Below are 23,901 nucleotides of genomic sequence, written 5' to 3' on the forward strand. Positions count from 1 at the left end.
AGATTACCCCTGATTCCTGGTTCCCTGCAATGTACGAGAAATTAGACCAGTTAAAAGGCTTATTTGTAGACCTCGATCGCGCCTTGATCGCTTATTCCGGCGGGATTGATAGCACCTTAGTCGCGAAGGTCGCGTTTGATGTATTGGGAAATCGTGCGGTGGCGGTGACGGCTGAATCGCCCTCGCTGCTGCCCGAAGATCTCGAAGATGCCAAAATTCAGGCGGCTGAGATCGGAATTGTGCATAAGGTCGTGCAGACGCATGAACTGGATAACCCGGACTATGCGTCGAATCCGGTGAATCGCTGTTATTTCTGCAAGAGTGAATTGCACGATACGCTCAAACCACTGGCTCAGGCGTGGGGTTATCCGTATGTGATTGATGGCGTGAATGCTGATGATTTGCACGATTATCGACCGGGAATTCAAGCGGCAAAAGAGCGGGGCGCACGATCGCCGTTAGCGGAGATGGGGATTACCAAAGCGGAAGTGCGGGCGATCGCCAAGCATTTAGGGTTGCCGTATTGGGATAAACCTGCTCAGCCTTGTTTGAGTTCGCGCTTTCCGTATGGCGAAGAGATTACGATCGCGAAACTGCAGCGAGTTGGACGGGCTGAAGTGTATTTGAGAAAGCTTGGCTGGCAGAATATTCGAGTGCGATCGGAGGGTGACACGGCTCGAATTGAAGTGCTGCCGGAACAGGTAAAAGAGTTTGTGATTCAGACCGATTTGCTGAAACTCACCGAAGCGTTTCAGTCTTATGGATTCCTCTATGTGACGCTGGATTTAGAGGGCTACCGGAGCGGCAAATTAAATCAAGTGCTGCAATTTAAGTCGGTCTGAGGAGCGATTGCCACTGCTAATGCAGGAGGTGGGCGATCAAGGTCAGTCATAAAAATACTCGCCGTTGAGCCACAAATACTCAAGCGTGAGCTATAAATACTCGCCGTTGAGCAATCAACACTCAACGATGAATCATAAATACTCAATGGCGAGCCGTAAATACTTAACGAAGAGTCATAAATACTCAACGAAGAGTCATAAATACTCAACGATGACAAATCGATCGTGATTCACCATTGCAGCAAACTCTTTCTCTAAACTCATCGCCAATTAACGCGATCGCGCCTGCACCCACTTCACAATCGATCGCACCGATTCGGGCATATTCGTTTCACTCATCTCGATCGAATGCGTCCGCCCGTCCATCTCGACCGTCAGTACATAGCCAAATCGATCGGGCTGCGGAAAGGCCTCCATGACCGAGGTTAACTGAAAGAAACTGGAGGATTGAACCATCTCTTCCAACTCTTTGGCTTCGGATGGGGAGAGATTCTGAGTGTCGATCGTTTTTGTGATCATCAGTCCCGCAAAGCCTCCACTTTGTTCAAGCGTGACGCGCATCGATCCCTCCCCCTTTCTTTAATTAGCTAACACCAACTGTTTTCCAGGCGTTCTGAACCGCTTTTTGTTCAGTGCTGTTTGCACCGTACAGCTCAGCCGCGATCGTCGAAGTGACTCGTGCAGCACTGCGGAAATTAGACGAGGGGCGTAACCGCTCTGTAAGGGCGATGTACCAGATCTTTCCGGCTTTCTCCCACGCGTAACCGCCGATCGCCGTTGCAGTCAAATAGAACGCTCGATTGGGAATGCCGGAATTGATATGCACACCCCCGTTATCCGCTCTGCCTGTGTAGATCTTACTCATGTCCCCAGGTTGCGGATCTTTCCCCAGTACCGGATCGTCGTAAGCGGTTCCGGGAGCTTTCATCGATCGCAGCGCAACTCCATTCACTTTAGAAGTCAGCAAGCCTTCGCCGATTAACCAGTCTGCCTGATCAGCCGTCTGATTCAAAACTCTCTGTTTAATCAAACTGCCAAACACATCCGAGAAAGACTCGTTCAACGCGCCCGATTGTCCTCTGTAGATCAATGCGGCTTCGCTTTGGGTCACACCATGCGTCAGTTCATGCCCAATTACATCGATCGAAATCGTAAACCGATTAAAAAGTTCACCATCTCCATCGCCGTAAACCATCTGGCTGCCGTTCCAGAAGGCGTTATTGTATTGCTCTCCATAATGAACCGTAGAATCTAAGCGCATGCCAAAACCATCGATCGAGTTTCGCTGGAAGATTTCCTCAAAGAAATCGTAAGTCGCTCCTGATCCGTCATACGCTTCATTCACGGCAACATCCTCGACTGCTGCCGCACCTTCACCGCGCACAATTTTCCCCGGCAAGTCGGTATCGTTTTCTGCGGTGTAAATCGTGCGACGTTTTTCGTTAGCGGCAGCCATGAAATGAACGGCTCCCACGGCTTCTCGTCGTCCTCGAAACTGCTCTGAAGCCCGCAAATTCTGTAATGCCCACTCACGCTGAGCTTCGTTGCCGTTAACGATAATGCGATCGGTGACATGCGGCGGCACAATATGACAAATTGGGCAAAAATCCTTGCGATTGGGACGACAATGGCTTTGACGACGGGCTTTTTTCATAGGTCGCTCCGGTGATGACAGACTGAATTGTCTTTCTGGTGACAGTTCATCTATCAGCCTATAAACGAGTTCGTTCTTACCCACGGTTTCTTTAGAAATTGTTGGGAAAGGTGTGAGCCAAGTGCGCTTAAATTCTAAACTCTGCTGCAATCTCTATCTTTAGTCAGACGCTCATTGTTTCTAAATCTCGAAAAACAGAACGATCGTTGATTCCGGCAGTGCATCAAAAGCTTGATGCACAATCTGCAACGCTCAAGTTTATGATGCAATTGGTTACAAAACTTATAGTGCTTCTCAGAAAAACAATTCCCGTCTTTTATGATGAGAAAGCACTAAACACGATCGGCTTCGTCACACTTTTTAATAATTCAAGTGTAAGAACCCGAAACGTTTTAATCTAAGAATGAACTGGTTGACCCTGGGCAAATCGTTTAACAGTGCGAAGGCTGATGCGCCTCGGTGCGCTTTGGTTCTCAAGAAATAACGTGCCAGGTGACGCTCTGGTCAGATTTAACACAGTAACGATCCGTAAATGGGAGCTTTAGAATCCAATGAGTGTTAAGGCAAGTGGTGGAAGCTCGGTTGCACGCCCGCAACTATACCAAACCGTACCAGTTGCTACGATTTCACAGGCAGAGCAACAAGACCGCTTTTTGGGGCGGGGCGAACTCGATGAACTCGTGCAGTATTTCAAATCCGGACAAAAACGTCTGGAAATCGCTGAAATCCTGACGCGAAACTCAGAACTGATCGTCTCTCGATCGGCAAACCGCATCTTTACCGGCGGCTCACCGATGGCATTCCTCGAAAAGCCCGCTGAAGAACCTGTGAAAACGGTAGCAGGCACAACGCTGAATACCGAAGAAGGAATGAAACTGGGTACGGTCACTTATGCGGAAGGCTCCGGTGGCGGATTGTTCGGCGGCATTCGGAACTTCTTCTTAACTCCGAGCGCGGGTGCAGTTCCTCCCGGTTTTCGTCCGATTAACGTCGCTCGCTATGGTCCAAGCAACATGGCGAAGTCGTTACGCGACTTAAGCTGGTTCCTACGCTATACGACTTATGCGATCGTCGCCGGAGATCCAAACATTATCTCGGTGAATACTCGCGGCTTGCGCGAGATCATCGAACGCGCCTGCTCGACCGATGCCACGATCGTCGCATTGCAAGAGATGAAAGTTGCCGCGAGTAACTACTTCCGCAACGATGCCGACGCGAAAACGATCGTCGATCAATACTTCGATGTGCTGATCACCGAGTTCAAAGCGCCGACTCCTTCGGATAAAGTGCGTCAGCGTCCCTCGGGAGATCTTCAAGGTCTGCAACTGCCGCAAATCTACTTCAACGCCGCAGAACGCCGTCCGAAGTTCGCGATGAAGCCGGGACTATCAAGCAGCGAAAAGAACGATGTCGTGAAAGCTGCTTATCGTCAAGTCTTTGAACGCGACATTACCCGCGCTTACTCACTAGGGATTTCGGATCTCGAATCCAAAGTGAAAAACGGCGATATTTCGATGAAGGAATTCATTCGCCGCTTAGCAAAATCGCCTCTGTACCGCAAAAATTTCTTTGAACCGTATATTAATAGCCGCGCTTTAGAATTGGCATTCCGTCATATTCTTGGTCGCGGGCCTTCTTCGCGCGAAGAAGTGCAGAAATATTTCTCGATCGTCTCGGCTGGAGGTCTAAACGCCCTCGTCGATGCGCTCGTCGATTCCAAAGAATACAGCGACTACTTCGGCGAAGAAACCGTTCCGTATCTGCGCGGTTTAGGTCAAGAAGCCCAAGAATGCCGCAACTGGGGGCCACAACAAGACCTGTTTAACTACAGTGCGCCCTTCCGCAAAGTTCCGCAGTTCCTCACGACCTTTGCTTCTTACGACCAACCGCTACCGGATCAGCATCCTTATGGTTCTGGAAACGATCCACTGGAAATTCAATTCGGTGCAATCTTCCCGAAAGAAACCAAGAACCCCAGCGCCAGCCCTGCTCCGTTCGGCAAGGATACTCGTCGGATTCTGATCAATCGCGGCCCTGGCATCAACAACCAAGTGAGCAATCCGAGTGCGCGTGGCGCTACTCCCGGATCTCTCGGTCCGAAAGTCTTCAAATACGACCAAAGCCCAAGCTTTACTGGGTCGTTTGGCAAGAAGTCCACAGGATCTAAAGGTGTCAGCACCAAGTTCTCAGAAAGCTCGACCCAAGCGGTGATCAAAGCGGCATATCTGCAAGTCTTCGGTCGCGATGTCTACGAAGGACAACGGCTCAAAGTTGACGAAATCAAGCTGGAAAACGGCGAAATTACTGTCAAAGAGTTCGTGCGTCGTCTGGCAAAATCGCCCCTGTTCCGCAGCTTGTACTGGGAAAAACTGTATGTGACGAAAGCGATCGAATACATCCACCGTCGCTTACTGGGTCGTCCGACTTACGGTCGTCAAGAAATCAACAAATACTTTGATCTCTGCTCGAAGAAAGGCGTTTTCGCCGTCATCGACGCAATTCTTGACACCGAAGAGTACAACAAAACCTTTGGAGAAGATACCGTTCCGTATGAGCGCTATCTCACTCCTGCGGGTCTGTCATCCAGAACCGTTCGTGTAGGCTCGATCCAAGACAAAGGCACGAAGGTCACGAAGGAAGAGACTCCTCGCTTCGTCGAGTTGGGCACAGCAAGCGGAATTCGGACTCAGCCTGATATTGATTTCCGAATCAATCAAGGAGTTAGCAAGAAGCGCGAACAAACCAAAGTGTTCAAGCTGACGCAACTCAACGACAAGAGGAATCTCAAGACCGTAATTGGTGCTGCTTACCGTCAAGTGTTTGAGCGTGATATTGCTCCTTATGTGGCGCAAAACGAATTCTCTGCACTCGAAAGTAAGCTCGGCAATGGTGAAATCAACCTGAAAGAATTCATCATTGGTTTAGGGATCTCCAGCTTGTACATCAAAGAGTTCTACACGCCCTACCCGAACACGAAAGTGATCGAACTGGGAACGAAACACTTCTTAGGACGTGCCCCACTGGATCAAGCTGAAATTCGCAAATACAACAAGATTCTTGCAGCTCAGGGCTTGAAAGCATTTGTGACCGAGATGGTGAACAGTGCGGAATACGCTGAAGCATTCGGTGAAGACGTGGTTCCTTACAACCGCTTCTTAACCCTGCCTGCGGCGAACTTCCCGAACTCTCAAACCCTGTACAACAAGCTCACCAAGCAAAACAATAAGCTAGAGGTTCCGAGCTTCTCGCCTGCACGATCGCGCATGGATGTGGCACAAATGCCGCTGACCGCAGCCGCGATCGCAGACCTCGCCATCCAAGAGCGCAAGCCTGATGGTAGCCAGCCCCGATTTATTCAACTTGGCAAATCCTACACCAACGGTGAGGGTCAGTCAGTTGAAGAAGGAGTCGGAACCAGCCGCCGTAAACCTGCTCGCATCTATCGGATGAATCCGGGCATGACGCAGGGTGAAAGCGAACTGGTAATCAATGCCATCTACGTGCAAGTGATGGATGTGTTCAGCGGACAAGTGCCGAGCCAGTTTAGACGCTCTGACCTTGAAAGTAAACTTCGCAACAGTGAAATCTCTGTGCGTGAGTTCGTCAAGTCTTTGGCAAGCTCAGACATCTACGTCCGTCGCTTCTATGCCCCGTACCCGAATACGAAAGTGATTGAACTCTTGTTCCGTCACTTGTTGGGTCGTGCGCCCGCAACTCAAGGCGAAATCCGCGAGTACAACAAGATCCTGGCGGATCAAGGCTTGAAAGGTGCGGTTGAGGCAATGGTCAATAGTGCAGAATACACGCGCTACTTTGGCGAAGATGTGGTTCCGTACAAGCGCTTCCCCTCGCTGCCTGCTGGAAACTACCTCGGTAGTGTGAAAGCAGATGCAGACTTGGTGAAACAGTCGTGGTCGGATCTGTCGCCCTCGTATGTGACGGGTCGCCTCAGCTAAGTTGATTTGATTGAATGAAAGCAGCCCTCGATCACATACTCAGCGATCGAGGGCTGCTTTTATAATTGAGAAACCTTTGTAGAGTTGCGATTATGCCAATTCCAGAGGTTCAAGCCAGCGTAAAATATGTCACGAATGCAGCAGGCGAAAAAACTGACGTGCTAATTCCGGTTGAACTTTGGAAAGAACTGATCAAGCTCCTGCAATTAGAGGAAAGTGGGCTTGATGCGATCGACGAAAACGATGCAAGCGGACAGATTTTAGCTGACCTACAAGAAGCCATTCTTCAAGGAAGAGCGGGAGAGACGTTCCCAATTTCAAAGTTATGGGACGGGATTGATATCTAACGCTGTAATTCGTGAAGCTTGTGTTAGATAAGAAGCTATCTCAAATACTTGACGTAAACTCGATCGCACCGCAAAGTCTCAACTCCGGTACTCGGTTCATATCCATTACGTTCATACAGTTGAACCGCTTCTTTCAAAACGCTGGCAGTCTCTATCCAAATTTGGTCAAATTCTTTTTTAGCGATCGCACTTTCCAATTCAGTTAATAAGAACTTTCCTAACCCAACGCCTCGTGCTTCGGGCAATAGATACATCTTGCGAATCTCGACTGCATTCTGACCGCGTGAAATTGGATAGTAAGCTCCGGTTCCAACCAATTTGTTGTCTCGCTCAATCACCCAAAATTCACCGTTCTGTTTCTGATAGAAATTCTCAACTTCTAATACATCGCGATCGGCTCCCTCTGGTTCTTGCGTCAGGCCATATTCTGCCAACACAGAACCAATCAGATTGAATGCGTTGATTCGATCCGAGGATTGCCAATGCCGAACGAGAAAGTCTTGATACTGCATCAACTATGGATTCTAGGTTGAGGATGTAATGTTGATAGAATCTCGCTTTCGATCGCGCCTAATTCCTCTAATCGTTGTGTAATCTGCGACCGCTCAAAATAAGTATCTGCTAATGTCCAATACACGCCATAGTGTCGCGCTTCTGATGCCATCAATGCACGATAGAATTTTGCCAGTTCTTGATCCCCGCAATGTTGCGCCAACAATCCTAAGCGCTCATGACTCCGAGCCTCGATCAGTCCTGACACCAGCAGCGAATCTAACAGCCGATCGGGTTCTTCGCGGCGAATCTGTTTATTCAAACTAGCACCATAAGGCGGTGGGGCAAGTGGCGCAAGAGGGATAGCGCGACGCTCCAAAATTTGGTTTACTTGCTCAAAGTGTTCTAGCTCTTCTTGGGCGATCGCGGTTAACATCCGTACTAATTTCGCACTAGAAGGATAACGGAACATGAGATTTAATGCGACTCCTGCGGCTTTTCGCTCACAGTGAGAATGATCGAGCAGAATTGTGTCCAAGCTTGCGATCGCTTGATGAATCCAAGCTTCAGAAGTTGGCTGCTGTAAAAAGCGAATCGTCGGAAAAGAAGAAACCACGGAACCCTCATGATTTGGTTAGTATTTGCAATTTTAACGGCTTTTTTTGAGTCTTTGAAGGATGTTTCCAGCAAACACAGTCTCAGAAATCTAGATGCTTACATTGTTGCTTGGGTTGCAAATATCTTTGCTGTTATCTTTTTAGTTCCACTATTGTTGCTAACCGGAATTCCAAAGATTGATCCTCAGTTTTGGATAGCCTTGTTAATCGGGGGTAGCTTGAATGTCATTTCCTTTGCCCTCTACATTCGCGCCCTTCAAATTGCAGATTTATCACTGACAGTTCCCTTAGTAACATTGACCCCCCTGTTTCTCTTAGTTACATCGCCGTTGATCGTGCAGGAAAGTTCGAGTTTTGCAGATGCGATCGGTATCTTGCTGATTGTTGTTGGCTCTTATGTTCTAAACTTACGTGAACGCCGGAATGGTTACTTTGCACCCTTGAGAGCTTTGTTTCGTAATCGAGGTAGCCGCTTTATGTTAATGGTTGCTTTTATCTGGAGCATTACTGCTAACTTCGATAAAGTGGGCGTAGTACATTCTTCGCCATTGTTTTGGTCAACTGCTATGTATAGTTACTTAGCAGTGGGAATGTTCCCGATCGCATGGTTTAACTCACGTCGTAAGTTCAATCAAATTCTGCCTAACCTGAAACCATTGATGGTGATTGGATTGTTTCATGCGATCGCCATTACCTTTCAGATGATTGCAGTAACCTACACTTTGGTAACACAAGTCATTGCAGTGAAACGCATGAGCGCTCTAATCAGTGTATTGTTCGGGCATTTTCTGTTTCACGAAAGAGGATTACGAGAACGTCTGACCGGAGCCGCAATCATGGTGTTTGGAGTAATCGTTATCACTTTATTCTAATCCCTCTACATCCATTGAATCTTTTGCGGATTGTCTCTGATAGTATTTGCACTTAGAGAAATTACAGATTTTTAAGTATCTTCTGAAAAATTGATACACAAGGCATGATCATCAAAGTTTCTCATGCAAGCGCTTCATGATTCGTCGATTATCCTCGCTTCCTGGTAGCATTTCAGTTACTGCAACCTGTGCACTATTTACTTGTGCAATGATCTTTCCCCAAGTCTCGACGACTCCACAAGCACCGCATCGCACTATGGCGATCGCCCAGTCTGAACGTCCTCGAATTGCCCGCCCAATTTCATTTATCGAAGGCACGATCAAAGGTGTCCCGATTCGACTTGCAACGATCGATCTGAATGATCCCAAAACTTTTATCAGCATTGGACTTGCAAACCAAGCAAGTCAGGCGAATAGTGCACGATCGACTCGTGGAGACGAAGCTTTTCAAGCAATGGTACGCCGTAGCAAAGCTGCGCTAACTATCAATGGAACATTCTTCAGCATGGATGACCAGAAGCGCGTGATGGGAAACATGGTTGCAGGCGGGCGCTTCCTGAAGTTCAGTCCTTGGGAGAACTATGGCACAACATTAGGCATTCGTCGCGGTAATCGTCCTGAGATGATCACAGCTCGCACTGAAGGTAAACCGCACTGGAATCAACACTGGTTCTCGCTCACCGCTGGCCCTCGATTGCTTAAACAAGGCGAGATATCCATCAATCCTCAGCAAGAGGGCTTTAGTGATCCGGCTGTTTCCGGTGTGGCAGTACGATCGGCAATCGGCTTTCCCAAAAACGCGAATCGCCTCTATTTCGTCACATTCCACCAGCCCATTACACTAGAAAAAGAAGCAGTAATTATGCGATCAATTGGTGCTTACGAAGCGATGAATCTCGATGGTGGAACTTCGGTTGCATTAGCAGTCGGCGATCGGATTGTGCAATCTCCGGGACGTGAGCTAACCAATGTGATTACGGTGTATGATTCGCGCTTTTCTGCACCAGAGGGATTGAAGCGATCGTGGTACGACTTTCAGCAAAACAATCAAGTTGCACTACAACCCGGAAAGTAGCAATTTACCAAATTTTTGCCATTTGCAGGACAAATCCAGGCAACTCTGAATCACCGCTCACTGCTTCAGGATGCTCTAAGACTTCAGGCGATCGACCCGGACGATAGATATGAACTGTGCGATTGTTGCGATCGATCAAAAACCCTAAAATCGCTCCATTTTCAATGTATTCCTGCATTTTGGCTTGCAGTCCACTCAATGTATCGCTGAATGACTTCAGTTCAATCACGAGATCAGGACAAATTGGTGCAAACGAAGCCTTGTGCCGTCCGCTCGATGCGTAAATCCTGATTGGCGTGGCAGAACTCATAAAACTGTTCATTGGTCATCTGCACGATCGCAGGAAAGCTAACAACCAAAGGAAATTGCTCAGTTTGAATCAGCAAAGTTGTCATCTATCTTGCCTCCTGAGCGGGTGCAATGCTTTACCATGATTGTAGTTCTGTTACTGATTTGCGATGACAGTAGCTGAAAGGCGATCCCACAACCCCAAACGCTACAAACCGCGTAAGGTGATCCTAGCGCTTCAACAAATTGATTTCGCTTAAGATGGTGAGTAATCGATCGTGTGCGGATAAACGCGGAAAGGTTCTGATTCAAATTCAAAGTCTGCTATGACACTAAAAGAATTAACGCCGCAACTAATGGCACTCTCTGACGAAGAAAAGACGCAAGTTATTTAACTTCTTTCTCAAGGCAAAATCACGTTAGGACGAGGAATCGAAAAAACTCCTGGAGTATGCGGCGGAAGTGCTTGCATTGCTGGAACTCGAATCACGGTCTGGGGCTTGGTTGAAGCCCGTCGAATTAGATTCAGTGAAGCAGATATGCTCATTAGTTATCCTTCTCTCTCTGCGACTGACCTTGCAAATGCTTGGGCATACTCTGAGGCGTTTCCCGATGAGATTGAAGTAGAGATTCGGGAAAATGACGAAGTAACGTAATCAGCGTAAATCTGTGGTGCGTCTTTATGCTGATGAGCAGTTCCCGTACCCGGTTGTGAAGTTTTTAAGAAGTTTAGGACACGATGTTTTGGCGGCTCAAGAGGCGGGGAAAGCCAATCAGGGCATTCCTGTCCGGAGGTGCTGGCTTTTGCCACGATCGACAATCGCGCCCTTCTCACCCAAAACCGCAAAGATTTCATCCAATTACACCGCAACAATTCAGATCATATAGGCATCATTGTTTGTACGAACGACCGAGATTGGCAAGCCTTAGCAAATCGAATTGATACCGCGATCGCAGAAGCCGTTTGTCTACAAGGCAAGTTAATTCGTATTGTCCGTCCAGGCGTTTGATGCCATCCATGGTTGACTGAGGGCTATGTAGCCGAGAGACGATCACTTCCCCAACCCCAAACGCTACAAACCGTGGAGGAATTAACTTGATTTTCTAGTTGACTTGATTTTCTAGTTGATTGGGCAGAGAAACAATCTTCAATATCGTTAGTTTGGGTTTCTGATTAATTCTCGATCGCCATCTTCCTCCAAATCCCAACCTAGAAAAATTTGTAGACAGTTTTACCAATCTTGTCTTACACTGTTTAATTGTCGCTAAAAATCAGTTGGGCGAATTTAGGGGAAGTACTGCGGATATTCTTTGCAGATAAGCTTTTAGACGTGCGAGAGTGCATTTCTAAAACCCCTAGAATCGCAACCTTCAGGCGAGAAAGCTGAAACCATTAGACTTCAGTTCTTTTCGCGAACTGTATTCCGACTCCCGGAAACTGAGTAGCACCCTACTTAAGTCCGATCGGAATTCGCATTCCAGAGCATGACTCAACCTCAGCTTTTTCATCGAATGCCTGAAGTACAACGAAACACGCGGAATCCGCTGCCTCTAATCTCCTAGAGGTAAGATTCTTCTGGTCTTCCGACCGTGGACTCCGTTGGAGTGACTGAGACACAAATCGGCGATCGAGGCGAAGCCTGTTCGCTGCATTTGTCATGATGTGTAAACAAGGAGAAAGAACAGTGGCTGTCGGCATTATCGGCACAAAGCTGGGCATGACTCAAGTATTCGACGAGCAACGGAGAGCAATCCCTGTTACCGTCATTCAAGTCGGCCCCTGCCCCGTAACCCAGGTCAAAACCAAAGAAACAGACGGTTATTCCGCCATCCAGATTGGATATGGTGAATGCACCGAGAAGGCATTGAACAAGCCTGAACTGGGTCACCTGAAAAAATCAGATTCGCCACCTCTGCGACATCTGATCGAGTATCGAGTAGACAATGCGGGAGAATACACCCTCGGTCAGCAGTTGAATGCTGACCTGTTTGAGGCAGGTCAAAGTGTAGATGTGATTGGAACCAGCATTGGACGCGGTTTCGCGGGTTATCAAAAGCGCAACAACTTTGCACGAGGCCCGATGTCTCACGGTTCTAAAAACCACCGTGAGCCGGGTTCAACCGGAGCGGGAACGACTCCCGGACGGGTCTACCCAGGAAAGCGGATGGCAGGTCGCTTAGGCGGAACTCAGACCACCGTTCGGAAGCTGACTGTTGTGCGTGTGGACACAGAACGCAACGTCATTCTGATTAAAGGGGCAGTGCCCGGAAAGCCCGGAGCGCTTGTGCAAATCCTGCCCGCTAAGACCGTTGGGGGTAAGTAAGACATGGCAGACTTTACAGTAAAAGATTGGGACGGGACTGAAGCGGGAACCGCAGCGATCGATCTCAAAACCGCAAGACCCGAAAGCGCTGCTGGCATTTTGCACCGCGCCGTGATTCGTCAATTGGCGAATGCTCGTCAGGGAAATGCTTCGACTAAAACCCGTGCAGAAGTTCGGGGGGGTGGTCGCAAGCCTTGGAGACAGAAAGGAACCGGACGTGCTCGTGCAGGTTCAAACCGTTCTCCGTTGTGGAGAGGTGGCGGTGTAATCTTTGGCCCGAAACCCAGAGATTATTCGATCAAGATGAACCGCAAAGAGCGAAGACTCGCGCTGAGAACTGCTTTCCAAGGACGGGCGGAAGACTTGATCGTGGTGCAGGATTTTGCAGATAAGCTGCCTCGCCCGAAGACCAAAGAGCTTGTTCAAGCATTATCGCGTTGGGGCGTTGAAGCGGGATCGAAAGTTTTGATGATCGTGGCTGAGCGAGACGAGAACGTTTATCTCTCCGCTCGGAACGTGGAGCGACTGAGATTGATTTCAGCGAATAACCTCAACGTTTATGATTTGCTCCATGCAGATCACATTGTTGCGACTTCCGCAGCACTTGAGAAAATCCAGGAGGTGTACGGTGAAGACTGATCCCCGCAACTTAGCTGATATCATTCGTCGCCCATTGATTACCGAAAAAGCGACACGGTTGCTCGAACTGAACCAATACACCTTTGAAGTTCAGCCGAAAGCCTCGAAGCCCGAAATTAGAGCCGCGATCGAATACTTATTCGACGTGAAAGTCACGGGCATCAGCACAATGAATCTTCCTCGCAAGAAGAAGCGCGTCGGTAAGTACATTGGCTTCAAGCCGCAGTACAAAAAAGCGATCGTCACCCTGGCTGAAGGCGACACGATCACTCTGTTCCCCGAAGTATAACCACCCAGAGAGCAAACTATGGGCATCCGAAATTTTCGACCCTATACCCCTGGCACTCGTCAACGCAGTGTCCCTGATTTCGCAGAAATCACCAAGTCGGAACCCGAAAAGTCTTTGGTGGTGTACAAGCACCGCAATAAAGGACGGAACAATCGGGGTGTTGTCACCTGTCGTCACCGGGGCGGCGGTCACAAGAAACTGTACCGAATCATTGACTTCAAGCGTGATAAACGCAATGTAGTCGCGACGGTTGCGGCGATCGAATACGACCCGAACCGCAACGCTCGAATTGCATTGTTGTTCTACGCCGATGGTGAAAAGCGTTATATCCTGCATCCAGTTGGATTGACGGTTGGCACAAAGGTGCAAGCAGGCAACGATGCCCCGATCGAAGTTGGTAACGCTTTACCGCTCGAAAAGATCCCGCTCGGTACGATCGTTCATAACGTCGAACTGCAAGCCGGTAAAGGCGGACAAATCGTTCGGGCTGCTGGAGCTGCCGCGCAAGTTGCTGCAAAAGAAGGCGATTACGTCACCCTGAAGCTACCTTCGACTGAAGTTCGGATGGTGCGGAAAGAGTGTTACGCCACGATCGGACAAGTCGGCAATACCGATCACCGCAACCAAACGCTTGGAAAAGCTGGGCGCAAACGCCATTTGGGTCGCCGTCCGGAAGTGCGTGGTAGTGTGATGAACCCCGTAGATCACCCGCATGGTGGTGGTGAAGGTCGGGCCCCGATCGGTCGATCGGGGCCGGTGACACCGTGGGGTAAACCTGCGTTGGGTGCAAAGACTCGCAACAAGAAGAAACTCAGTAGCGCCCTGATCGTGCGTCGTCGTCGTAAGACTTCTAAACGCGGACGTGGCGGACGCGAATCGTAAGTTAGAGAGGACGAAAAACGATGGCACGTTCATTGAAAAAAGGGCCTTTCATTGCTGACCACTTATTGAAAAAAGTGGAAAACGCAAGAGCAAAAGGCGACACTCAGGTAATCAAAACCTGGTCACGCGCATCCACCATTCTGCCGCAAATGATCGGCATGACTTTTGGAGTTCACAACGGGAAAGTTCACGTTCCCGTATACGTGAGCGAACAAATGGTCGGTCACAAGCTGGGTGAATTTGCGCCTACCCGGACTTACCGGGGACATGGCGGCGGCGATAAGAAATCGCGGAGGTAGGAACAATGGCGACACAAACACCAGGAGAAGTCAAAGCGGTAGCCCGCTACATTCGGATGTCACCGTTCAAGGTGCGCCGAGTGCTGGATCAAATTCGCGGACGTTCCTATCGGGAAGCGCTGATTATCCTCGAATTCATGCCGTATCGCGCTTGTGAACCTGTTCTCAAGGTTCTACGATCGGCAGCCGCAAACGCAGAACATAATGAAGGCTTAAATCGCGCCAGTCTAGTCGTAAGTCAAGCCTATGCTGACCAAGGACCTGTTCTGAAGCGGTTTAGACCGAGAGCGCAAGGGCGGGCATATCAAATCCGCAAACCGACGTGCCACATCACGATCGGCGTTGCGCCGGGCGCAGATTCATAAGGGAGAACAACATGGGACAGAAGATTAACCCCAATGGTTTTCGGCTCGGTGTGATCAAAGAACACCGATCGCGCTGGTTTGCTGATGCCGATCGTTATCCCGATCTGCTTCAGGAAGACCACAAGATTCGGCATTTCTTCACCAAGAATCCGAAGAACTTGGATAACCTGAAAAAGCCGGGGATTTCGGAAATCCGTATCGAACGCAAAGCCGACCAGATTGATTTAGAAATCCGCACGTCTCGCCCTGGCGTGGTCGTCGGTCGTGGTGGCGCTGGAATCGAAGTGCTGAGAACGAACCTCCAGCAAGCGTTAGGCGCAAACGATCGACAAATCCGCATTAACGTGGTGGAAGTCGCTCGTGTGGATGCTGATGCCATGCTGATTGGCGAGTACATCGCAGAACAGCTAGAGCGTCGGGTTTCCTTCCGGCGCGTCGTGCGCCAAGCGATCCAGCGTGCTCAACGTGCAGGCATCGAAGGCATCAAAATCCAAGTGAGCGGTCGCCTGAATGGGGCTGAAATTGCCCGTCCAGAGTGGACTCGCGAAGGTCGTGTTCCCCTACACACCCTCAGAGCCGACATCGATTATGCTTACACGACTGCCCAAACGATCTACGGAACGTTAGGCATCAAAATTTGGGTGTTCAAAGGAGAAATCCTGCCCGGACAAGAGCGTGAAGCTGAAGTTGTCGCGCCGAACCAACAACCGCGTCGTCGTCAACAGCGTCGTCAGCGATTTGAAGATCGATCGAACGAAGGGTAGGAACAGTAGGGAGTAGGGGGACGAGAGAACATTGAAACATCTCGCTCCCCACTCCCCACCTCCCCACTCCCCACATACAGGTATCGACCAATGTTAAGCCCAAGAAGAACAAAATTCCGTAAGCAACAGCGCGGTCGGATGCGAGGATTGGCGACACGCGGAAGTCAACTGAACTTCGGTGACTTTGGCTTACAAGCCCTAGAGCCAACCTGGATCACATCGCGCCAAATCGAAGCTAGCCGTCGTGCAATGACGCGCTACATTCGCCGGGGTGGACAAATCTGGATTCGGATTTTCCCCGACAAGCCCGTCACCGCTCGTGCCGCAGAAACCCGGATGGGTTCTGGTAAAGGTGCGCCCGAATACTGGGTTGCCGTGGTGAAGCCTGGTCGGATTATGTTTGAAATCGCTGGAGTCCCGGAAGAAACTGCTCGTGAAGCCATGCGCCTCGCCCAGTACAAACTCCCGATCAAAACGAAATTCATCACCCGTCAGCAAGTCGTTGAGGAGGAATCATAAATCATGGCACTTCCGAAAATTGCAGATGCTCGATCGCTAAACGACGAAGAACTTTCGGATCAGATCCTTTCTGTCAAGAAAGAGTTATTCCAACTCCGAATGCAGCAAGGAACTCGTCAACTCGAAAAACCGCATCAATTCAAACACCTCAAGCATCGCCTCGCGCAGCTCCTGACGGTGGAACGTGAAAGACAGTTGAAAGGTGAATAAGTCCAATGGCAGTTAAAGAAAGAGTTGGCTTAGTTGTCAGCGACAAAATGGACAAAACGGTGGTCGTGGCTGTGGAAAACCGCACCGCGCACCCAAAATACGGAAAAATCGTCGTCCGGACAAAGCGCTACAAAGCACATGATGAAGAAAACAAGTGCAAACAAGGCGATCGCGTCCGGATTCAGGAAACTCGCCCCTTGAGCCGCACCAAACGCTGGTCTGTGCTTGAGATCCTGAGTACTAAAGCCTAACCTATCAGGAGACGGACATGATTCAGCAGGAAAGCTATCTCAATGTGGCAGACAACAGCGGCGCTCGGAAGCTCATGTGCATTCGTGTACTGGGTGGCAACCGTCGCTATGCCGGAGTTGGCGATGTCATTGTTGCTGTTGTGAAGGATGCAATCCCGAACATGGCAGTGAAAAAGTCGGATGTTGTTAAAGCCGTCATTGTTCGCACTCGCAAAACCTTGCGTCGCGATAGTGGCATGAGCATTCGGTTTGATGACAATGCAGCCGTGATTATCAACGCAGACGGCAACCCTAGAGGAACCCGTGTGTTTGGCCCAGTTGCGCGTGAACTCCGCGAAAAGAACTTCACCAAGATTGTTTCTCTAGCGCCGGAGGTGCTGTAAATGGCATTGAAGAAGAAAAAGTCCCCCGTTGCTCTAAAAATGCACGTCAAAGCGGGTGACACGGTACAAGTGATTGCCGGAAACGATAAGGGCAAAGTTGGTGAGATTGTTCGCGCATTTCCTAAACTCAGCAAAGTGATTGTGAGAGGCGTGAACATCAAAACCAAACACATCAAGCCGAAACAAGAAGGCGAATCCGGTCGGATCGAAACGATCGAATTTCCCATCCACAGCTCGAACGTGATGCTGTATTCCGAAAAGCAAAAAGTCGCATCTCGCATTTGCTACACCTTCACCGAAGATGGACGCAAAGTGAGAAAACTCGTCAAAACCGGCGAAATCATTGATTAAGCCTTGCATTCATTTAGCCCCTGACCAAGCCCAGGGAGGAATCTAAACTATGTCCAACAGACTGAAGACCTCGTACGCAGAAAAAGTTGTTCCCAAGTTAACCGAGCAGTTTGGCTACAAGAACATCCACGAAGTTCCCAAAGTCGTCAAGATCACCGTCAACCGGGGTCTGGGCGAAGCGTCACAGAATGCGAAAGCGCTTGAAGCATCTGTCAACGAACTCGCAATCATCACTGGTCAAAAACCCGTCGTTACTCGCGCTAAAAAAGCGATCGCCGGATTCAAAATTCGTCAAGGAATGCCAGTTGGGGTGATGGTGACGCTGAGAGCCGATCGAATGTACAACTTCTTGGATCGTTTGATGAATCTAGCCTTGCCTCGGATTCGGGACTTTCGCGGCATCAGCCCGAAAAGCTTTGACGGACGCGGTAACTACACCCTCGGTCTGAGAGAGCAACTGATCTTCCCCGAGATTGAGTACGACAGCGTCGATCAAATTCGGGGAATGGACATCTCGATCATTACGACTGCAAACACTGATGAAGAAGGACGTGCCCTGCTGAAAGAACTGGGTATGCCGTTCCGAGATAACTAACGCAGTCAAATCACAGAGGCAACTATGGCAGCAAACGACACCATTTCAGATATGCTGACGCGCATTCGGAACGCTAGTCTAGCGCGTCACCAAACGACCGAAGTTCCATCCACCCGCATGACTCGCAGTATTGCTGAGGTATTAGTCGCTGAAGGCTTTATCGCTTCAGTCGAAGAAGTAGGTGAAATTCCCAAGAAAAACCTAGTCTTGGGTCTCAAGTACAAAGGCAAAAATCGCAAGCCGATTATCACCGCGCTGAAGCGCGTGAGCCGTCCGGGTTTGCGGGTGTACTCGAATCGTAAGGATCTGCCGCGTGTCTTAGGCGGCATCGGGATTGCGATCGTTTCCACTTCAAGCGGCATCATGACCGATCGCGAAGCTCGCAAAACGGGTGTTGGCGGTGAAGTCCTTTGCTACGTCTGGTAAGCAGTTGGAGGAATAAACTATGTCTCGAATTGGAAAACGTCCGATTACCCTCCCTGCGAAAGTGACCGTCGCGATTAACGGTCAAGAAGTCGTGGTGAAGGGGCCGAAAGGAGAACTGTCAAGAGTTCTGCCTGCGGGAGTTACGATCGAAACCGAAGGCGATACCGTAACCGTGAATCGGGTCAACGATTCGCGGATGGCGCGTGAACGTCATGGTCTGTGCCGTACTCTGGTTGCCAATATGGTTGAAGGAGTGGCAAATGGATTTCAACGCCGCTTAGAAATTCAAGGGGTCGGCTATCGGGCTGCGGTTCAGGGTAAGAATCTGAACCTCAGCATGGGCTACAGCCATCCGGTACTGATCGAACCGCCAGACGGCATTCAATTCCAAGTCGAAAACAACACCAACGTGATTGTGAGCGGAATTGATAAAGAGATCGTCGGCAATACGGCGGCGAAGGTGCGGGCGGTACGTCCACCGGAACCTTACAAGGGTAAGGGAATCCGCTACCAGGGCGAAGCAGTCCGTCGCAAAGTTGGTAAGACGGGTGGTAAAGGGAAGAAATAAGCCATGAGCAAAGTAAGTCGTCGAGAATCTACACGCCTGCGTCACGCTCGGATTCGCCGTCGTGTGTCGGGCACTCCAGAGCGTCCCCGGTTAGCCGTGTTCAAATCGAATCAGCACATCTATGTTCAACTGATCGATGATGTGGCTCAAACCACGATCGCGGCTGCTTCCACCGTCGAGCCGGAACTGAAAGAAAAAATCGAATCCGGAGCAAACTGCGCAGCTGCGGCTGAAGTCGGTCGGTTGATTGCTGATCGTGCGAAAGCCAAAGGCATCGAACAAGTGGTGTTCGATCGCGGAGGTAACTTATATCATGGTCGCGTCCAGACCTTAGCGGATGCTGCCCGTGAAGCAGGTCTAAACTTCTAGGAGCAAACACAAATGGCTAAGGCAAAAGGAAAAGAAAAGAAATCTCGCGAAAAGGAATCCGAATTCCAAGAGCGCGTGGTACAAATCCGCCGTGTAACTAAAGTAGTTAAGGGTGGTAAAAAGCTCAGCTTTAGAGCGATCGTGGTAGTTGGAAACGAGAAAGGTCAAGTCGGTGTCGGCGTGGGTAAAGCCAGCGATGTCATCGGTGCGGTGAAGAAGGGTGTCGCAGATGGTAAAAAGCATCTGATCGATGTGCCCCTGACCAAATCTAACTCGATTCCACATCCTGCAACCGCAATGGGCGGCGGCGCTAAAGTGATGATGCGTCCTGCGGCTCCGGGTACTGGGGTAATTGCCGGGGGTGCTGTTCGGACGGTGCTAGAACTCGCTGGCGTGAAGAACATTCTGGCGAAACAGCTTGGATCAGGCAACCCGTTGAACAATGCGCGTGCTGCGGTGAATGCGTTAGCAGAACTTCGCACACTGTCGGATGTCGCTCAAGAGCGCGGCATTCCGGTTGAACAACTTTACGGCGTTTAGGAGGCACTAGATCATGAGATTAGAAGATGCTGTGCCCCAACCAGGCTCAACCAAGCGGAAGCGTCGCATTGGTCGCGGGATTTCTGCGGGTCAAGGCGCGAGTGGTGGCTTTGGAATGCGGGGTCAAAAGTCTCGATCGGGTCGTCCGACTCGTCCGGGATTTGAAGGGGGTCAAACGCCTCTGTATCGTCGCTTGCCGAAGTTGAAATACTTCACGGTGATCAATCGGAAGTATTTCACGGTGGTCAATGTGAGCGATTTGGCTGAGTTGGATGCCAATTCTGAAGTGTCGTTATCTTCGCTGATGGATGCGGGGATTGTGACTCAGGATGATGGTCCGCTGAAGATTTTGGGCGATGGTGAGTTGTCGGTAAAGCTGACTGTGAAAGCAGCAGCGTTTACTGAGGGCGCGAAGTCGAAGATTGAAGCGGCTGGCGGAACTTGCGAGATTGTTTAAGTTCTAAAGCTAGTGAATTGAAAAGACCTGCACTGTTTAGTGTGGGTCTTTTTTGCTAATCGACCGGATAGAATAACGCTAAAGCATTGAAAAGGTTGCAATGAGCGCAGTTCTTAACAAACCATCCTCACTTCTGCACGAAATCCAAATTGAGAAAATTGGTGAATGGAATTTGTTTAAGTTTAGCGATGCGTTACAGCTTCGCATGGAAGAATTGCTAGAGAAAAAGAAAGCGGATCAACTGGCAGTTGAAGAAATTGGGGAACTGGATGCGCTCTGCAGAACTCGCTCGAATTTTCACCCACATCAATACGATGATGGCAGCGCAGAATGTTAATCAATGACACTCGACGGGCCGTATATAGTGAAATTACGCACTAAAAGTGAACATAGAGTTACAATCAATGCCTTCTACGATTATTCTCGTTCGTGTTTTTGTAGAAACCTCACAAATAGAATTGTGTGAGCAAGCAGCAGTATCAGTCATAAGCATGTTTGAACAATGTGTAGGCTTGAGTCGAAAAAGTATCAATACTTATTGGAAGATCCCGCAATATATTGAGATTTTTCTAGAGTTCATCCCTAAAGAAGATTCAGATGCAGCGTTTCAGCACATTGTAGATGAATTGGGACAAGGCTGGAATTTTAGACAATCCTCATTAGAGAAGTGGGCTGTGTGGACACCATCTGAATTAAATAAGTTCTCTATTTCTGATGTACGTTGGGCAAGTGTAGATCTTATTCAGGAATCGCCTTTTAGTTCGATCATGTAGCACTGCGATTACCATGATGCGCTGCCTGGGCACAAAGCGCCACGTAAACAAGCGACTCACGCGGAGCGTGTCCGCAGCTATAACTCAGAAGACGAAAGCCGACCCTCGATCGGTTCATACTCATCTTCTAGCAACCAATGTTGTGCCTCGTCATAGCTGGAACTCTTGAAAATGACTGCATAACCCTTTGCAGGATCAAAGATCTGACAACGACCTGACTCATCTCCTAATAGCAGAAGAATATAGGGTGGAGAAAGCATCGGTTCAATCCACACCTCAGCAAACTGCCAATTATCCTTCACTGGGGCCGGTACGGGGAATGACGTGATATCGGTTTTCTGCATTAATCTTCACCTCTCCGTAGAACAAGGGAATGGTCGAGCCATCTGGATCAATTCGATACCCGATCGACTCCGAAAACAATAGTCCATACCGCTCATATTCTCGAATGATACCTGTAAATTCTCCGCTTGCAATGACCGCTTGAGCAACTCGCTCCATCGTTGCCTCATCATGGAAAACGTGAGCTGCTCTTCCTCGTCCCAATAGTCGTTGCACTTGGGCAGTTCCCGGTAAACGTTTTGCAGTGTGTTTAGAGTCAAGAAAAATCTCACGATTGATACCACTCATACCATTAGGGAAACTTGCTTTTCAAGCATAGATGAGTTGAGTGAAATTAAAGGAGGTGCGATCGGAACAGGCATTCGTGAGCACATAAGCGTGTAGCAAAGTTAACGCTCAATTTCTCGATCGCTCATCTCGCGGTTGTATTTTGCCGCAACCACTCTACAAACTCTTCGCGCCCCAACGCACCGGATGCGATCGCCAGTACAAAATGCTCCTGCTCATCTACAGACGCACTAATTTCTAATCCATTCAAAATCAGAAAAGTTTCTGTCGTTGCGTGACCTGTCCGCTTATTTCCATCAATGAATGGATGATTCATGATAATTGAAAACCCGATCGCTGCCGCCTTTTCAGGCAAACTTGGATACAGTTCGTCTCCACCAAAGGTCATTCTGGATTGAGCAATTGCCGACTCTAACAATCCAATATCTCGAACACCTGTTGCTCCTCCAGATTGCTCAATAATCCTGCGATGCAGTTCTAATACTTCAGAGAGCGTTAGATAGCGCATTAGGCTAAACGTTGATACAATTCAGCGTTCTTTGCTAATACATAATCGGCTGCCTCAACAAAATCAGCCTTTTGCGAATTCAGCCAGTCTTCTAAACTCGCTTTCAAGAGAACTTCTAGGGCAATTCCATGCACATCTGCTAGGTCTTGTAACTTCTTGAATTGGGTATCTGAGAGATCAATAGTAATTGAAGCCATGACGATTATCCTTCTAGTGCCTGTGGTGCAACTATATTACTTCCAATAAATTCGTGAAGACTACATTTTCTCATTTCTTGGGCGGAATCGAAGGGAGACCTGCATTCACGAGAACGTATCCCTGTAGCGAAGCTAACGCTCAAGGTCTCGATCGCCGTTCTGTCAGTAAGCTATTTCTGGTATTGACGGTAAAGCGTAAAACTATGTTGGATGAAACCGCGATCGAACAACGGCTAACCGCGCTTGAAAAAGAAGTCGCAATACTGAAGCAAAAAGCGACTGATAATTGGCTGGAGCACCTCATCGGCTCCATCTCAGACGAAGAGACTTTTCTGCAAACGCTCGAATACGGGCGGATCGAGACGCTGATAAACCGAATGATGAGAGACGAAGCTTTGTGCCATCGGAATCCTCTGATTCTCAAATTCTGGACTAATATGGTTTTGCCCTAGTTACCCAGTTCAATCTATGTCCGACCCTCAAGCAACGTTTTCTCGGCTCAGACAAGCCCTCGATCAAATTGTGGTCGGTCAATCTGCATTAGTGCAACAGCTTTTAGTGGCGATGCTGTCCGGGGGACACGTAATTTTAGAGGGAGTTCCGGGAACAGGGAAAACGCTGCTCGTCAAAGTCATGGCGCAATTGGTGCGATCGGAGTTTCGTCGCATTCAACTCACGCCAGACATCCTACCATCGGATATCTTGGGAACAAATATCTTTGACTTGAATACTCGCAGCTTTGTGCTAAAAAAAGGCCCTGTATTCACTCAGATTTTGTTAGCTGATGAAATCAATCGAACGCCGCCGAAAACCCAATCTGCGCTGCTCGAAGCGATGGAAGAACAGCAGGTGACGCTGGATGGCGAAAGCTTGCCCCTGTCTGATTTCTTTTGGGTGATTGCAACACAGAATTCATTGGAATTTGAAGGAACATATCCTTTACCAGAAGCGCAGCTCGATCGCTTCCTCTTCAAGCTGATCGTTGCTTATCCCGATGCGGCGGCTGAGAAGAAAATGCTGCTGAATCATCAAGCGGGATTTCAGGCAAAACGACTTGATCTAGACAGAATTAAGCCTTTAGCATCGGTTGAACAGGTTTTACAGGCGCGGCAATTGGTACGATCGCTCACCGTCGAAGAGTCAATTCTTGATTACCTACTCTCTGTGGTGCAAAAAACCCGTCAACATCCTGATTTAGTGCTGGGAGCATCGCCACGATCGGCAGTAGCATGGCTGAATGCCAGTAAAGCCCACGCTTGGTTAGCAGGTCGCAACTATGTGGTTCCCGATGATATCAAAGCCGTTGCACCACCCTTGTTACGACATCGATTGATCCTGCGTCCCGAAGCTCAATTAGATGGTGTGAATGTGGATGCAGTAATCAATACAGTTCTCAATCAAGTTCCTGTTCCCCGATAA

Annotated in this window: 33 protein-coding genes and 5 pseudogenes; 29 read left to right on the plus strand and 9 right to left on the minus strand. The window is 49.1% G+C overall.

Annotated features, from left to right (window positions below):
- Positions 1-29: 29 nt before the first annotated feature.
- Positions 30-842: an ATP-dependent sacrificial sulfur transferase LarE gene (gene larE, locus H6F51_02935; GenBank protein ID MBD1821470.1), complete on the plus strand. Its 813-nt coding sequence runs from the start codon at positions 30-32 to the stop codon at positions 840-842.
- Between the two features lie 270 nt (positions 843-1,112).
- On the opposite strand, the gene H6F51_02940 is transcribed toward larE, so the two are convergent.
- Positions 1,113-1,403 (minus strand): hypothetical protein, encoded by a 291-nt coding sequence (locus H6F51_02940; protein MBD1821471.1) that lies wholly within the window; start codon positions 1,401-1,403, stop codon positions 1,113-1,115.
- A gap of 22 nt (positions 1,404-1,425) precedes the next feature.
- The gene (locus tag H6F51_02945) at positions 1,426-2,496 is read right to left on the minus strand and encodes a M4 family metallopeptidase (GenBank protein ID MBD1821472.1); all 1,071 of its coding nucleotides are present in this window, start codon (positions 2,494-2,496) and stop codon (positions 1,426-1,428) included.
- Between the two features lie 551 nt (positions 2,497-3,047).
- On the opposite strand from H6F51_02945, the gene H6F51_02950 reads away from it, so the two are divergent.
- Positions 3,048-6,452: a phycobilisome rod-core linker polypeptide gene (locus H6F51_02950; protein MBD1821473.1), complete on the plus strand. Its 3,405-nt coding sequence runs from the start codon at positions 3,048-3,050 to the stop codon at positions 6,450-6,452.
- 92 nt (positions 6,453-6,544) lie between these two features.
- Positions 6,545-6,799: a hypothetical protein gene (locus tag H6F51_02955; GenBank protein MBD1821474.1), complete on the plus strand. Its 255-nt coding sequence runs from the start codon at positions 6,545-6,547 to the stop codon at positions 6,797-6,799.
- A gap of 35 nt (positions 6,800-6,834) precedes the next feature.
- On the opposite strand, the gene H6F51_02960 is transcribed toward H6F51_02955, so the two are convergent.
- Both H6F51_02960 and H6F51_02965 read right to left on the minus strand, forming a co-directional pair.
- The gene (locus tag H6F51_02960) at positions 6,835-7,311 is read right to left on the minus strand and encodes a GNAT family N-acetyltransferase (protein MBD1821475.1); all 477 of its coding nucleotides are present in this window, start codon (positions 7,309-7,311) and stop codon (positions 6,835-6,837) included.
- A complete protein-coding gene (locus H6F51_02965; protein ID MBD1821476.1) occupies positions 7,311-7,907 on the minus strand; it encodes a tRNA-(ms[2]io[6]A)-hydroxylase in 597 nt (198 codons plus the stop codon). Before H6F51_02965 ends, H6F51_02960 begins: the two co-directional genes overlap by 1 nt.
- A gap of 9 nt (positions 7,908-7,916) precedes the next feature.
- Between H6F51_02965 and H6F51_02970 the strand changes: the two genes are divergently transcribed.
- Entirely contained in the window at positions 7,917-8,780 is an 864-nt protein-coding gene (locus H6F51_02970; protein ID MBD1821477.1) for an EamA family transporter, read from the plus strand.
- A 208-nt stretch (positions 8,781-8,988) separates the two neighbouring features.
- The gene (locus H6F51_02975; GenBank protein ID MBD1821478.1) at positions 8,989-9,855 is read left to right on the plus strand and encodes a phosphodiester glycosidase family protein; all 867 of its coding nucleotides are present in this window, start codon (positions 8,989-8,991) and stop codon (positions 9,853-9,855) included.
- Between the two features lie 4 nt (positions 9,856-9,859).
- Here H6F51_02975 and H6F51_02980 read toward each other — a convergent pair.
- Positions 9,860-10,250: pseudogene (locus H6F51_02980) on the minus strand (Uma2 family endonuclease).
- A 219-nt stretch (positions 10,251-10,469) separates the two neighbouring features.
- Between H6F51_02980 and H6F51_02985 the strand changes: the two are divergent.
- From H6F51_02985 to H6F51_03090, 22 genes and pseudogenes are all read left to right on the plus strand, one after another.
- Positions 10,470-10,799: pseudogene (locus H6F51_02985) on the plus strand (DUF433 domain-containing protein).
- A gap of 13 nt (positions 10,800-10,812) precedes the next feature.
- A pseudogene (locus H6F51_02990) lies at positions 10,813-11,153 on the plus strand (DUF5615 family PIN-like protein).
- Between the two features lie 675 nt (positions 11,154-11,828).
- A complete protein-coding gene (locus H6F51_02995; GenBank protein MBD1821479.1) occupies positions 11,829-12,467 on the plus strand; it encodes a 50S ribosomal protein L3 in 639 nt (212 codons plus the stop codon).
- 3 nt (positions 12,468-12,470) lie between these two features.
- Positions 12,471-13,106: a 50S ribosomal protein L4 gene (rplD, locus tag H6F51_03000; protein MBD1821480.1), complete on the plus strand. Its 636-nt coding sequence runs from the start codon at positions 12,471-12,473 to the stop codon at positions 13,104-13,106.
- A complete protein-coding gene (locus tag H6F51_03005) occupies positions 13,096-13,395 on the plus strand; it encodes a 50S ribosomal protein L23 (protein MBD1821481.1) in 300 nt (99 codons plus the stop codon). The genes rplD and H6F51_03005 overlap by 11 nt, the downstream gene beginning before the upstream one ends.
- An 18-nt stretch (positions 13,396-13,413) precedes the next feature.
- Positions 13,414-14,277 carry a 50S ribosomal protein L2 gene (gene rplB / locus H6F51_03010; GenBank protein ID MBD1821482.1) on the plus strand — a complete coding sequence of 288 codons (864 nt, stop codon included), beginning with the start codon at positions 13,414-13,416 and terminating at the stop codon, positions 14,275-14,277.
- Positions 14,278-14,297: 20 nt separating this feature from the next.
- A complete protein-coding gene (rpsS, locus tag H6F51_03015; GenBank protein MBD1821483.1) occupies positions 14,298-14,576 on the plus strand; it encodes a 30S ribosomal protein S19 in 279 nt (92 codons plus the stop codon).
- Between the two features lie 5 nt (positions 14,577-14,581).
- Complete coding sequence (gene rplV / locus H6F51_03020) at positions 14,582-14,941, plus strand: 50S ribosomal protein L22 (protein MBD1821484.1); 360 nt, start codon at positions 14,582-14,584, stop codon at positions 14,939-14,941.
- Between the two features lie 11 nt (positions 14,942-14,952).
- On the plus strand, positions 14,953-15,705 hold the full coding sequence (gene rpsC / locus H6F51_03025) for a 30S ribosomal protein S3 (GenBank protein ID MBD1821485.1): 753 nt from the start codon (positions 14,953-14,955) through the stop codon (positions 15,703-15,705).
- Positions 15,706-15,795: 90 nt separating this feature from the next.
- The gene (gene rplP / locus H6F51_03030) at positions 15,796-16,224 is read left to right on the plus strand and encodes a 50S ribosomal protein L16 (protein ID MBD1821486.1); all 429 of its coding nucleotides are present in this window, start codon (positions 15,796-15,798) and stop codon (positions 16,222-16,224) included.
- A gap of 3 nt (positions 16,225-16,227) precedes the next feature.
- A complete protein-coding gene (locus tag H6F51_03035; GenBank protein ID MBD1821487.1) occupies positions 16,228-16,434 on the plus strand; it encodes a 50S ribosomal protein L29 in 207 nt (68 codons plus the stop codon).
- Positions 16,435-16,439: 5 nt separating this feature from the next.
- Positions 16,440-16,685, plus strand: a complete 246-nt coding sequence (gene rpsQ, locus H6F51_03040) for a 30S ribosomal protein S17 (GenBank protein ID MBD1821488.1) — start codon at positions 16,440-16,442, stop codon at positions 16,683-16,685.
- A gap of 17 nt (positions 16,686-16,702) precedes the next feature.
- Positions 16,703-17,068, plus strand: coding sequence for a 50S ribosomal protein L14 (gene rplN / locus H6F51_03045; GenBank protein MBD1821489.1), 366 nt, complete (start codon positions 16,703-16,705; stop codon positions 17,066-17,068).
- 39 nt (positions 17,069-17,107) lie between these two features.
- Positions 17,108-17,419, plus strand: a complete 312-nt coding sequence (locus H6F51_03050; protein ID MBD1821490.1) for a 50S ribosomal protein L24 — start codon at positions 17,108-17,110, stop codon at positions 17,417-17,419.
- 49 nt (positions 17,420-17,468) lie between these two features.
- Positions 17,469-18,014 carry a 50S ribosomal protein L5 gene (rplE, locus tag H6F51_03055; protein MBD1821491.1) on the plus strand — a complete coding sequence of 182 codons (546 nt, stop codon included), beginning with the start codon at positions 17,469-17,471 and terminating at the stop codon, positions 18,012-18,014.
- Positions 18,015-18,038: 24 nt separating this feature from the next.
- Positions 18,039-18,440: a 30S ribosomal protein S8 gene (gene rpsH / locus H6F51_03060; GenBank protein MBD1821492.1), complete on the plus strand. Its 402-nt coding sequence runs from the start codon at positions 18,039-18,041 to the stop codon at positions 18,438-18,440.
- Positions 18,441-18,459: 19 nt separating this feature from the next.
- Entirely contained in the window at positions 18,460-19,008 is a 549-nt protein-coding gene (gene rplF, locus H6F51_03065) for a 50S ribosomal protein L6 (GenBank protein ID MBD1821493.1), read from the plus strand.
- Between the two features lie 3 nt (positions 19,009-19,011).
- Positions 19,012-19,377, plus strand: coding sequence for a 50S ribosomal protein L18 (locus H6F51_03070; protein ID MBD1821494.1), 366 nt, complete (start codon positions 19,012-19,014; stop codon positions 19,375-19,377).
- A gap of 12 nt (positions 19,378-19,389) precedes the next feature.
- Entirely contained in the window at positions 19,390-19,917 is a 528-nt protein-coding gene (gene rpsE / locus H6F51_03075; protein ID MBD1821495.1) for a 30S ribosomal protein S5, read from the plus strand.
- A gap of 13 nt (positions 19,918-19,930) precedes the next feature.
- Positions 19,931-20,374 carry a 50S ribosomal protein L15 gene (locus tag H6F51_03080; protein ID MBD1821496.1) on the plus strand — a complete coding sequence of 148 codons (444 nt, stop codon included), beginning with the start codon at positions 19,931-19,933 and terminating at the stop codon, positions 20,372-20,374.
- Between the two features lie 100 nt (positions 20,375-20,474).
- A pseudogene (locus tag H6F51_03085) lies at positions 20,475-20,718 on the plus strand (hypothetical protein).
- Between the two features lie 60 nt (positions 20,719-20,778).
- The gene (locus tag H6F51_03090) at positions 20,779-21,147 is read left to right on the plus strand and encodes a hypothetical protein (GenBank protein MBD1821497.1); all 369 of its coding nucleotides are present in this window, start codon (positions 20,779-20,781) and stop codon (positions 21,145-21,147) included.
- Positions 21,148-21,224: 77 nt separating this feature from the next.
- On the opposite strand, the gene H6F51_03095 is transcribed toward H6F51_03090, so the two are convergent.
- The 4 genes from H6F51_03095 to H6F51_03110 form a co-directional block, all read right to left on the minus strand.
- Positions 21,225-21,491, minus strand: a complete 267-nt coding sequence (locus H6F51_03095; GenBank protein ID MBD1821498.1) for a hypothetical protein — start codon at positions 21,489-21,491, stop codon at positions 21,225-21,227.
- A complete protein-coding gene (locus H6F51_03100) occupies positions 21,439-21,777 on the minus strand; it encodes a hypothetical protein (protein ID MBD1821499.1) in 339 nt (112 codons plus the stop codon). Before H6F51_03100 ends, H6F51_03095 begins: the two co-directional genes overlap by 53 nt.
- Positions 21,778-21,901: 124 nt before the next feature.
- Positions 21,902-22,285: a type II toxin-antitoxin system death-on-curing family toxin gene (locus H6F51_03105; GenBank protein ID MBD1821500.1), complete on the minus strand. Its 384-nt coding sequence runs from the start codon at positions 22,283-22,285 to the stop codon at positions 21,902-21,904.
- Positions 22,285-22,482 carry a DNA-binding protein gene (locus H6F51_03110; protein MBD1821501.1) on the minus strand — a complete coding sequence of 66 codons (198 nt, stop codon included), beginning with the start codon at positions 22,480-22,482 and terminating at the stop codon, positions 22,285-22,287. Before H6F51_03110 ends, H6F51_03105 begins: the two co-directional genes overlap by 1 nt.
- A 203-nt stretch (positions 22,483-22,685) precedes the next feature.
- Between H6F51_03110 and H6F51_03115 the strand changes: the two are divergent.
- A pseudogene (locus H6F51_03115) lies at positions 22,686-22,918 on the plus strand (transferase hexapeptide repeat containing protein).
- Positions 22,919-22,950: 32 nt separating this feature from the next.
- Entirely contained in the window at positions 22,951-23,901 is a 951-nt protein-coding gene (locus tag H6F51_03120) for a MoxR family ATPase (protein MBD1821502.1), read from the plus strand.

The organism is Cyanobacteria bacterium FACHB-DQ100 (assembly GCA_014695195.1).
Classification (GTDB): Bacteria; Cyanobacteriota; Cyanobacteriia; order Leptolyngbyales; family Leptolyngbyaceae; genus Leptolyngbya.

Coding starts and splice junctions, on each gene's coding strand:
- rplB (MBD1821482.1), top strand. CDS start 13,414: ATGGGCATCCGAAATTTTCGACCCTATACCCCTGGCACTCGTCAACGC.
- H6F51_03110 (MBD1821501.1), bottom strand. CDS start 22,482: ATGGCTTCAATTACTATTGATCTCTCAGATACCCAATTCAAGAAGTTA.
- H6F51_02955 (MBD1821474.1), top strand. CDS start 6,545: ATGCCAATTCCAGAGGTTCAAGCCAGCGTAAAATATGTCACGAATGCA.
- H6F51_02950 (MBD1821473.1), top strand. CDS start 3,048: ATGAGTGTTAAGGCAAGTGGTGGAAGCTCGGTTGCACGCCCGCAACTA.
- rplE (MBD1821491.1), top strand. CDS start 17,469: ATGTCCAACAGACTGAAGACCTCGTACGCAGAAAAAGTTGTTCCCAAG.
- H6F51_03035 (MBD1821487.1), top strand. CDS start 16,228: ATGGCACTTCCGAAAATTGCAGATGCTCGATCGCTAAACGACGAAGAA.
- rpsH (MBD1821492.1), top strand. CDS start 18,039: ATGGCAGCAAACGACACCATTTCAGATATGCTGACGCGCATTCGGAAC.
- larE (MBD1821470.1), top strand. CDS start 30: ATGTACGAGAAATTAGACCAGTTAAAAGGCTTATTTGTAGACCTCGAT.
- rplD (MBD1821480.1), top strand. CDS start 12,471: ATGGCAGACTTTACAGTAAAAGATTGGGACGGGACTGAAGCGGGAACC.
- rplP (MBD1821486.1), top strand. CDS start 15,796: ATGTTAAGCCCAAGAAGAACAAAATTCCGTAAGCAACAGCGCGGTCGG.
- rplF (MBD1821493.1), top strand. CDS start 18,460: ATGTCTCGAATTGGAAAACGTCCGATTACCCTCCCTGCGAAAGTGACC.
- H6F51_03050 (MBD1821490.1), top strand. CDS start 17,108: ATGCACGTCAAAGCGGGTGACACGGTACAAGTGATTGCCGGAAACGAT.
- rpsC (MBD1821485.1), top strand. CDS start 14,953: ATGGGACAGAAGATTAACCCCAATGGTTTTCGGCTCGGTGTGATCAAA.
- rpsE (MBD1821495.1), top strand. CDS start 19,390: ATGGCTAAGGCAAAAGGAAAAGAAAAGAAATCTCGCGAAAAGGAATCC.
- H6F51_03105 (MBD1821500.1), bottom strand. CDS start 22,285: ATGCGCTATCTAACGCTCTCTGAAGTATTAGAACTGCATCGCAGGATT.
- rpsS (MBD1821483.1), top strand. CDS start 14,298: ATGGCACGTTCATTGAAAAAAGGGCCTTTCATTGCTGACCACTTATTG.
- H6F51_02940 (MBD1821471.1), bottom strand. CDS start 1,403: ATGCGCGTCACGCTTGAACAAAGTGGAGGCTTTGCGGGACTGATGATC.
- rplN (MBD1821489.1), top strand. CDS start 16,703: ATGATTCAGCAGGAAAGCTATCTCAATGTGGCAGACAACAGCGGCGCT.
- H6F51_03070 (MBD1821494.1), top strand. CDS start 19,012: ATGAGCAAAGTAAGTCGTCGAGAATCTACACGCCTGCGTCACGCTCGG.
- H6F51_03100 (MBD1821499.1), bottom strand. CDS start 21,777: ATGAGTGGTATCAATCGTGAGATTTTTCTTGACTCTAAACACACTGCA.
- H6F51_02975 (MBD1821478.1), top strand. CDS start 8,989: ATGATCTTTCCCCAAGTCTCGACGACTCCACAAGCACCGCATCGCACT.
- H6F51_03095 (MBD1821498.1), bottom strand. CDS start 21,491: ATGCAGAAAACCGATATCACGTCATTCCCCGTACCGGCCCCAGTGAAG.
- H6F51_03120 (MBD1821502.1), top strand. CDS start 22,951: ATGTCCGACCCTCAAGCAACGTTTTCTCGGCTCAGACAAGCCCTCGAT.
- rpsQ (MBD1821488.1), top strand. CDS start 16,440: ATGGCAGTTAAAGAAAGAGTTGGCTTAGTTGTCAGCGACAAAATGGAC.
- H6F51_02960 (MBD1821475.1), bottom strand. CDS start 7,311: ATGCAGTATCAAGACTTTCTCGTTCGGCATTGGCAATCCTCGGATCGA.
- rplV (MBD1821484.1), top strand. CDS start 14,582: ATGGCGACACAAACACCAGGAGAAGTCAAAGCGGTAGCCCGCTACATT.
- H6F51_03090 (MBD1821497.1), top strand. CDS start 20,779: ATGCCTTCTACGATTATTCTCGTTCGTGTTTTTGTAGAAACCTCACAA.
- H6F51_02945 (MBD1821472.1), bottom strand. CDS start 2,496: ATGAAAAAAGCCCGTCGTCAAAGCCATTGTCGTCCCAATCGCAAGGAT.
- H6F51_02970 (MBD1821477.1), top strand. CDS start 7,917: ATGATTTGGTTAGTATTTGCAATTTTAACGGCTTTTTTTGAGTCTTTG.
- H6F51_03080 (MBD1821496.1), top strand. CDS start 19,931: ATGAGATTAGAAGATGCTGTGCCCCAACCAGGCTCAACCAAGCGGAAG.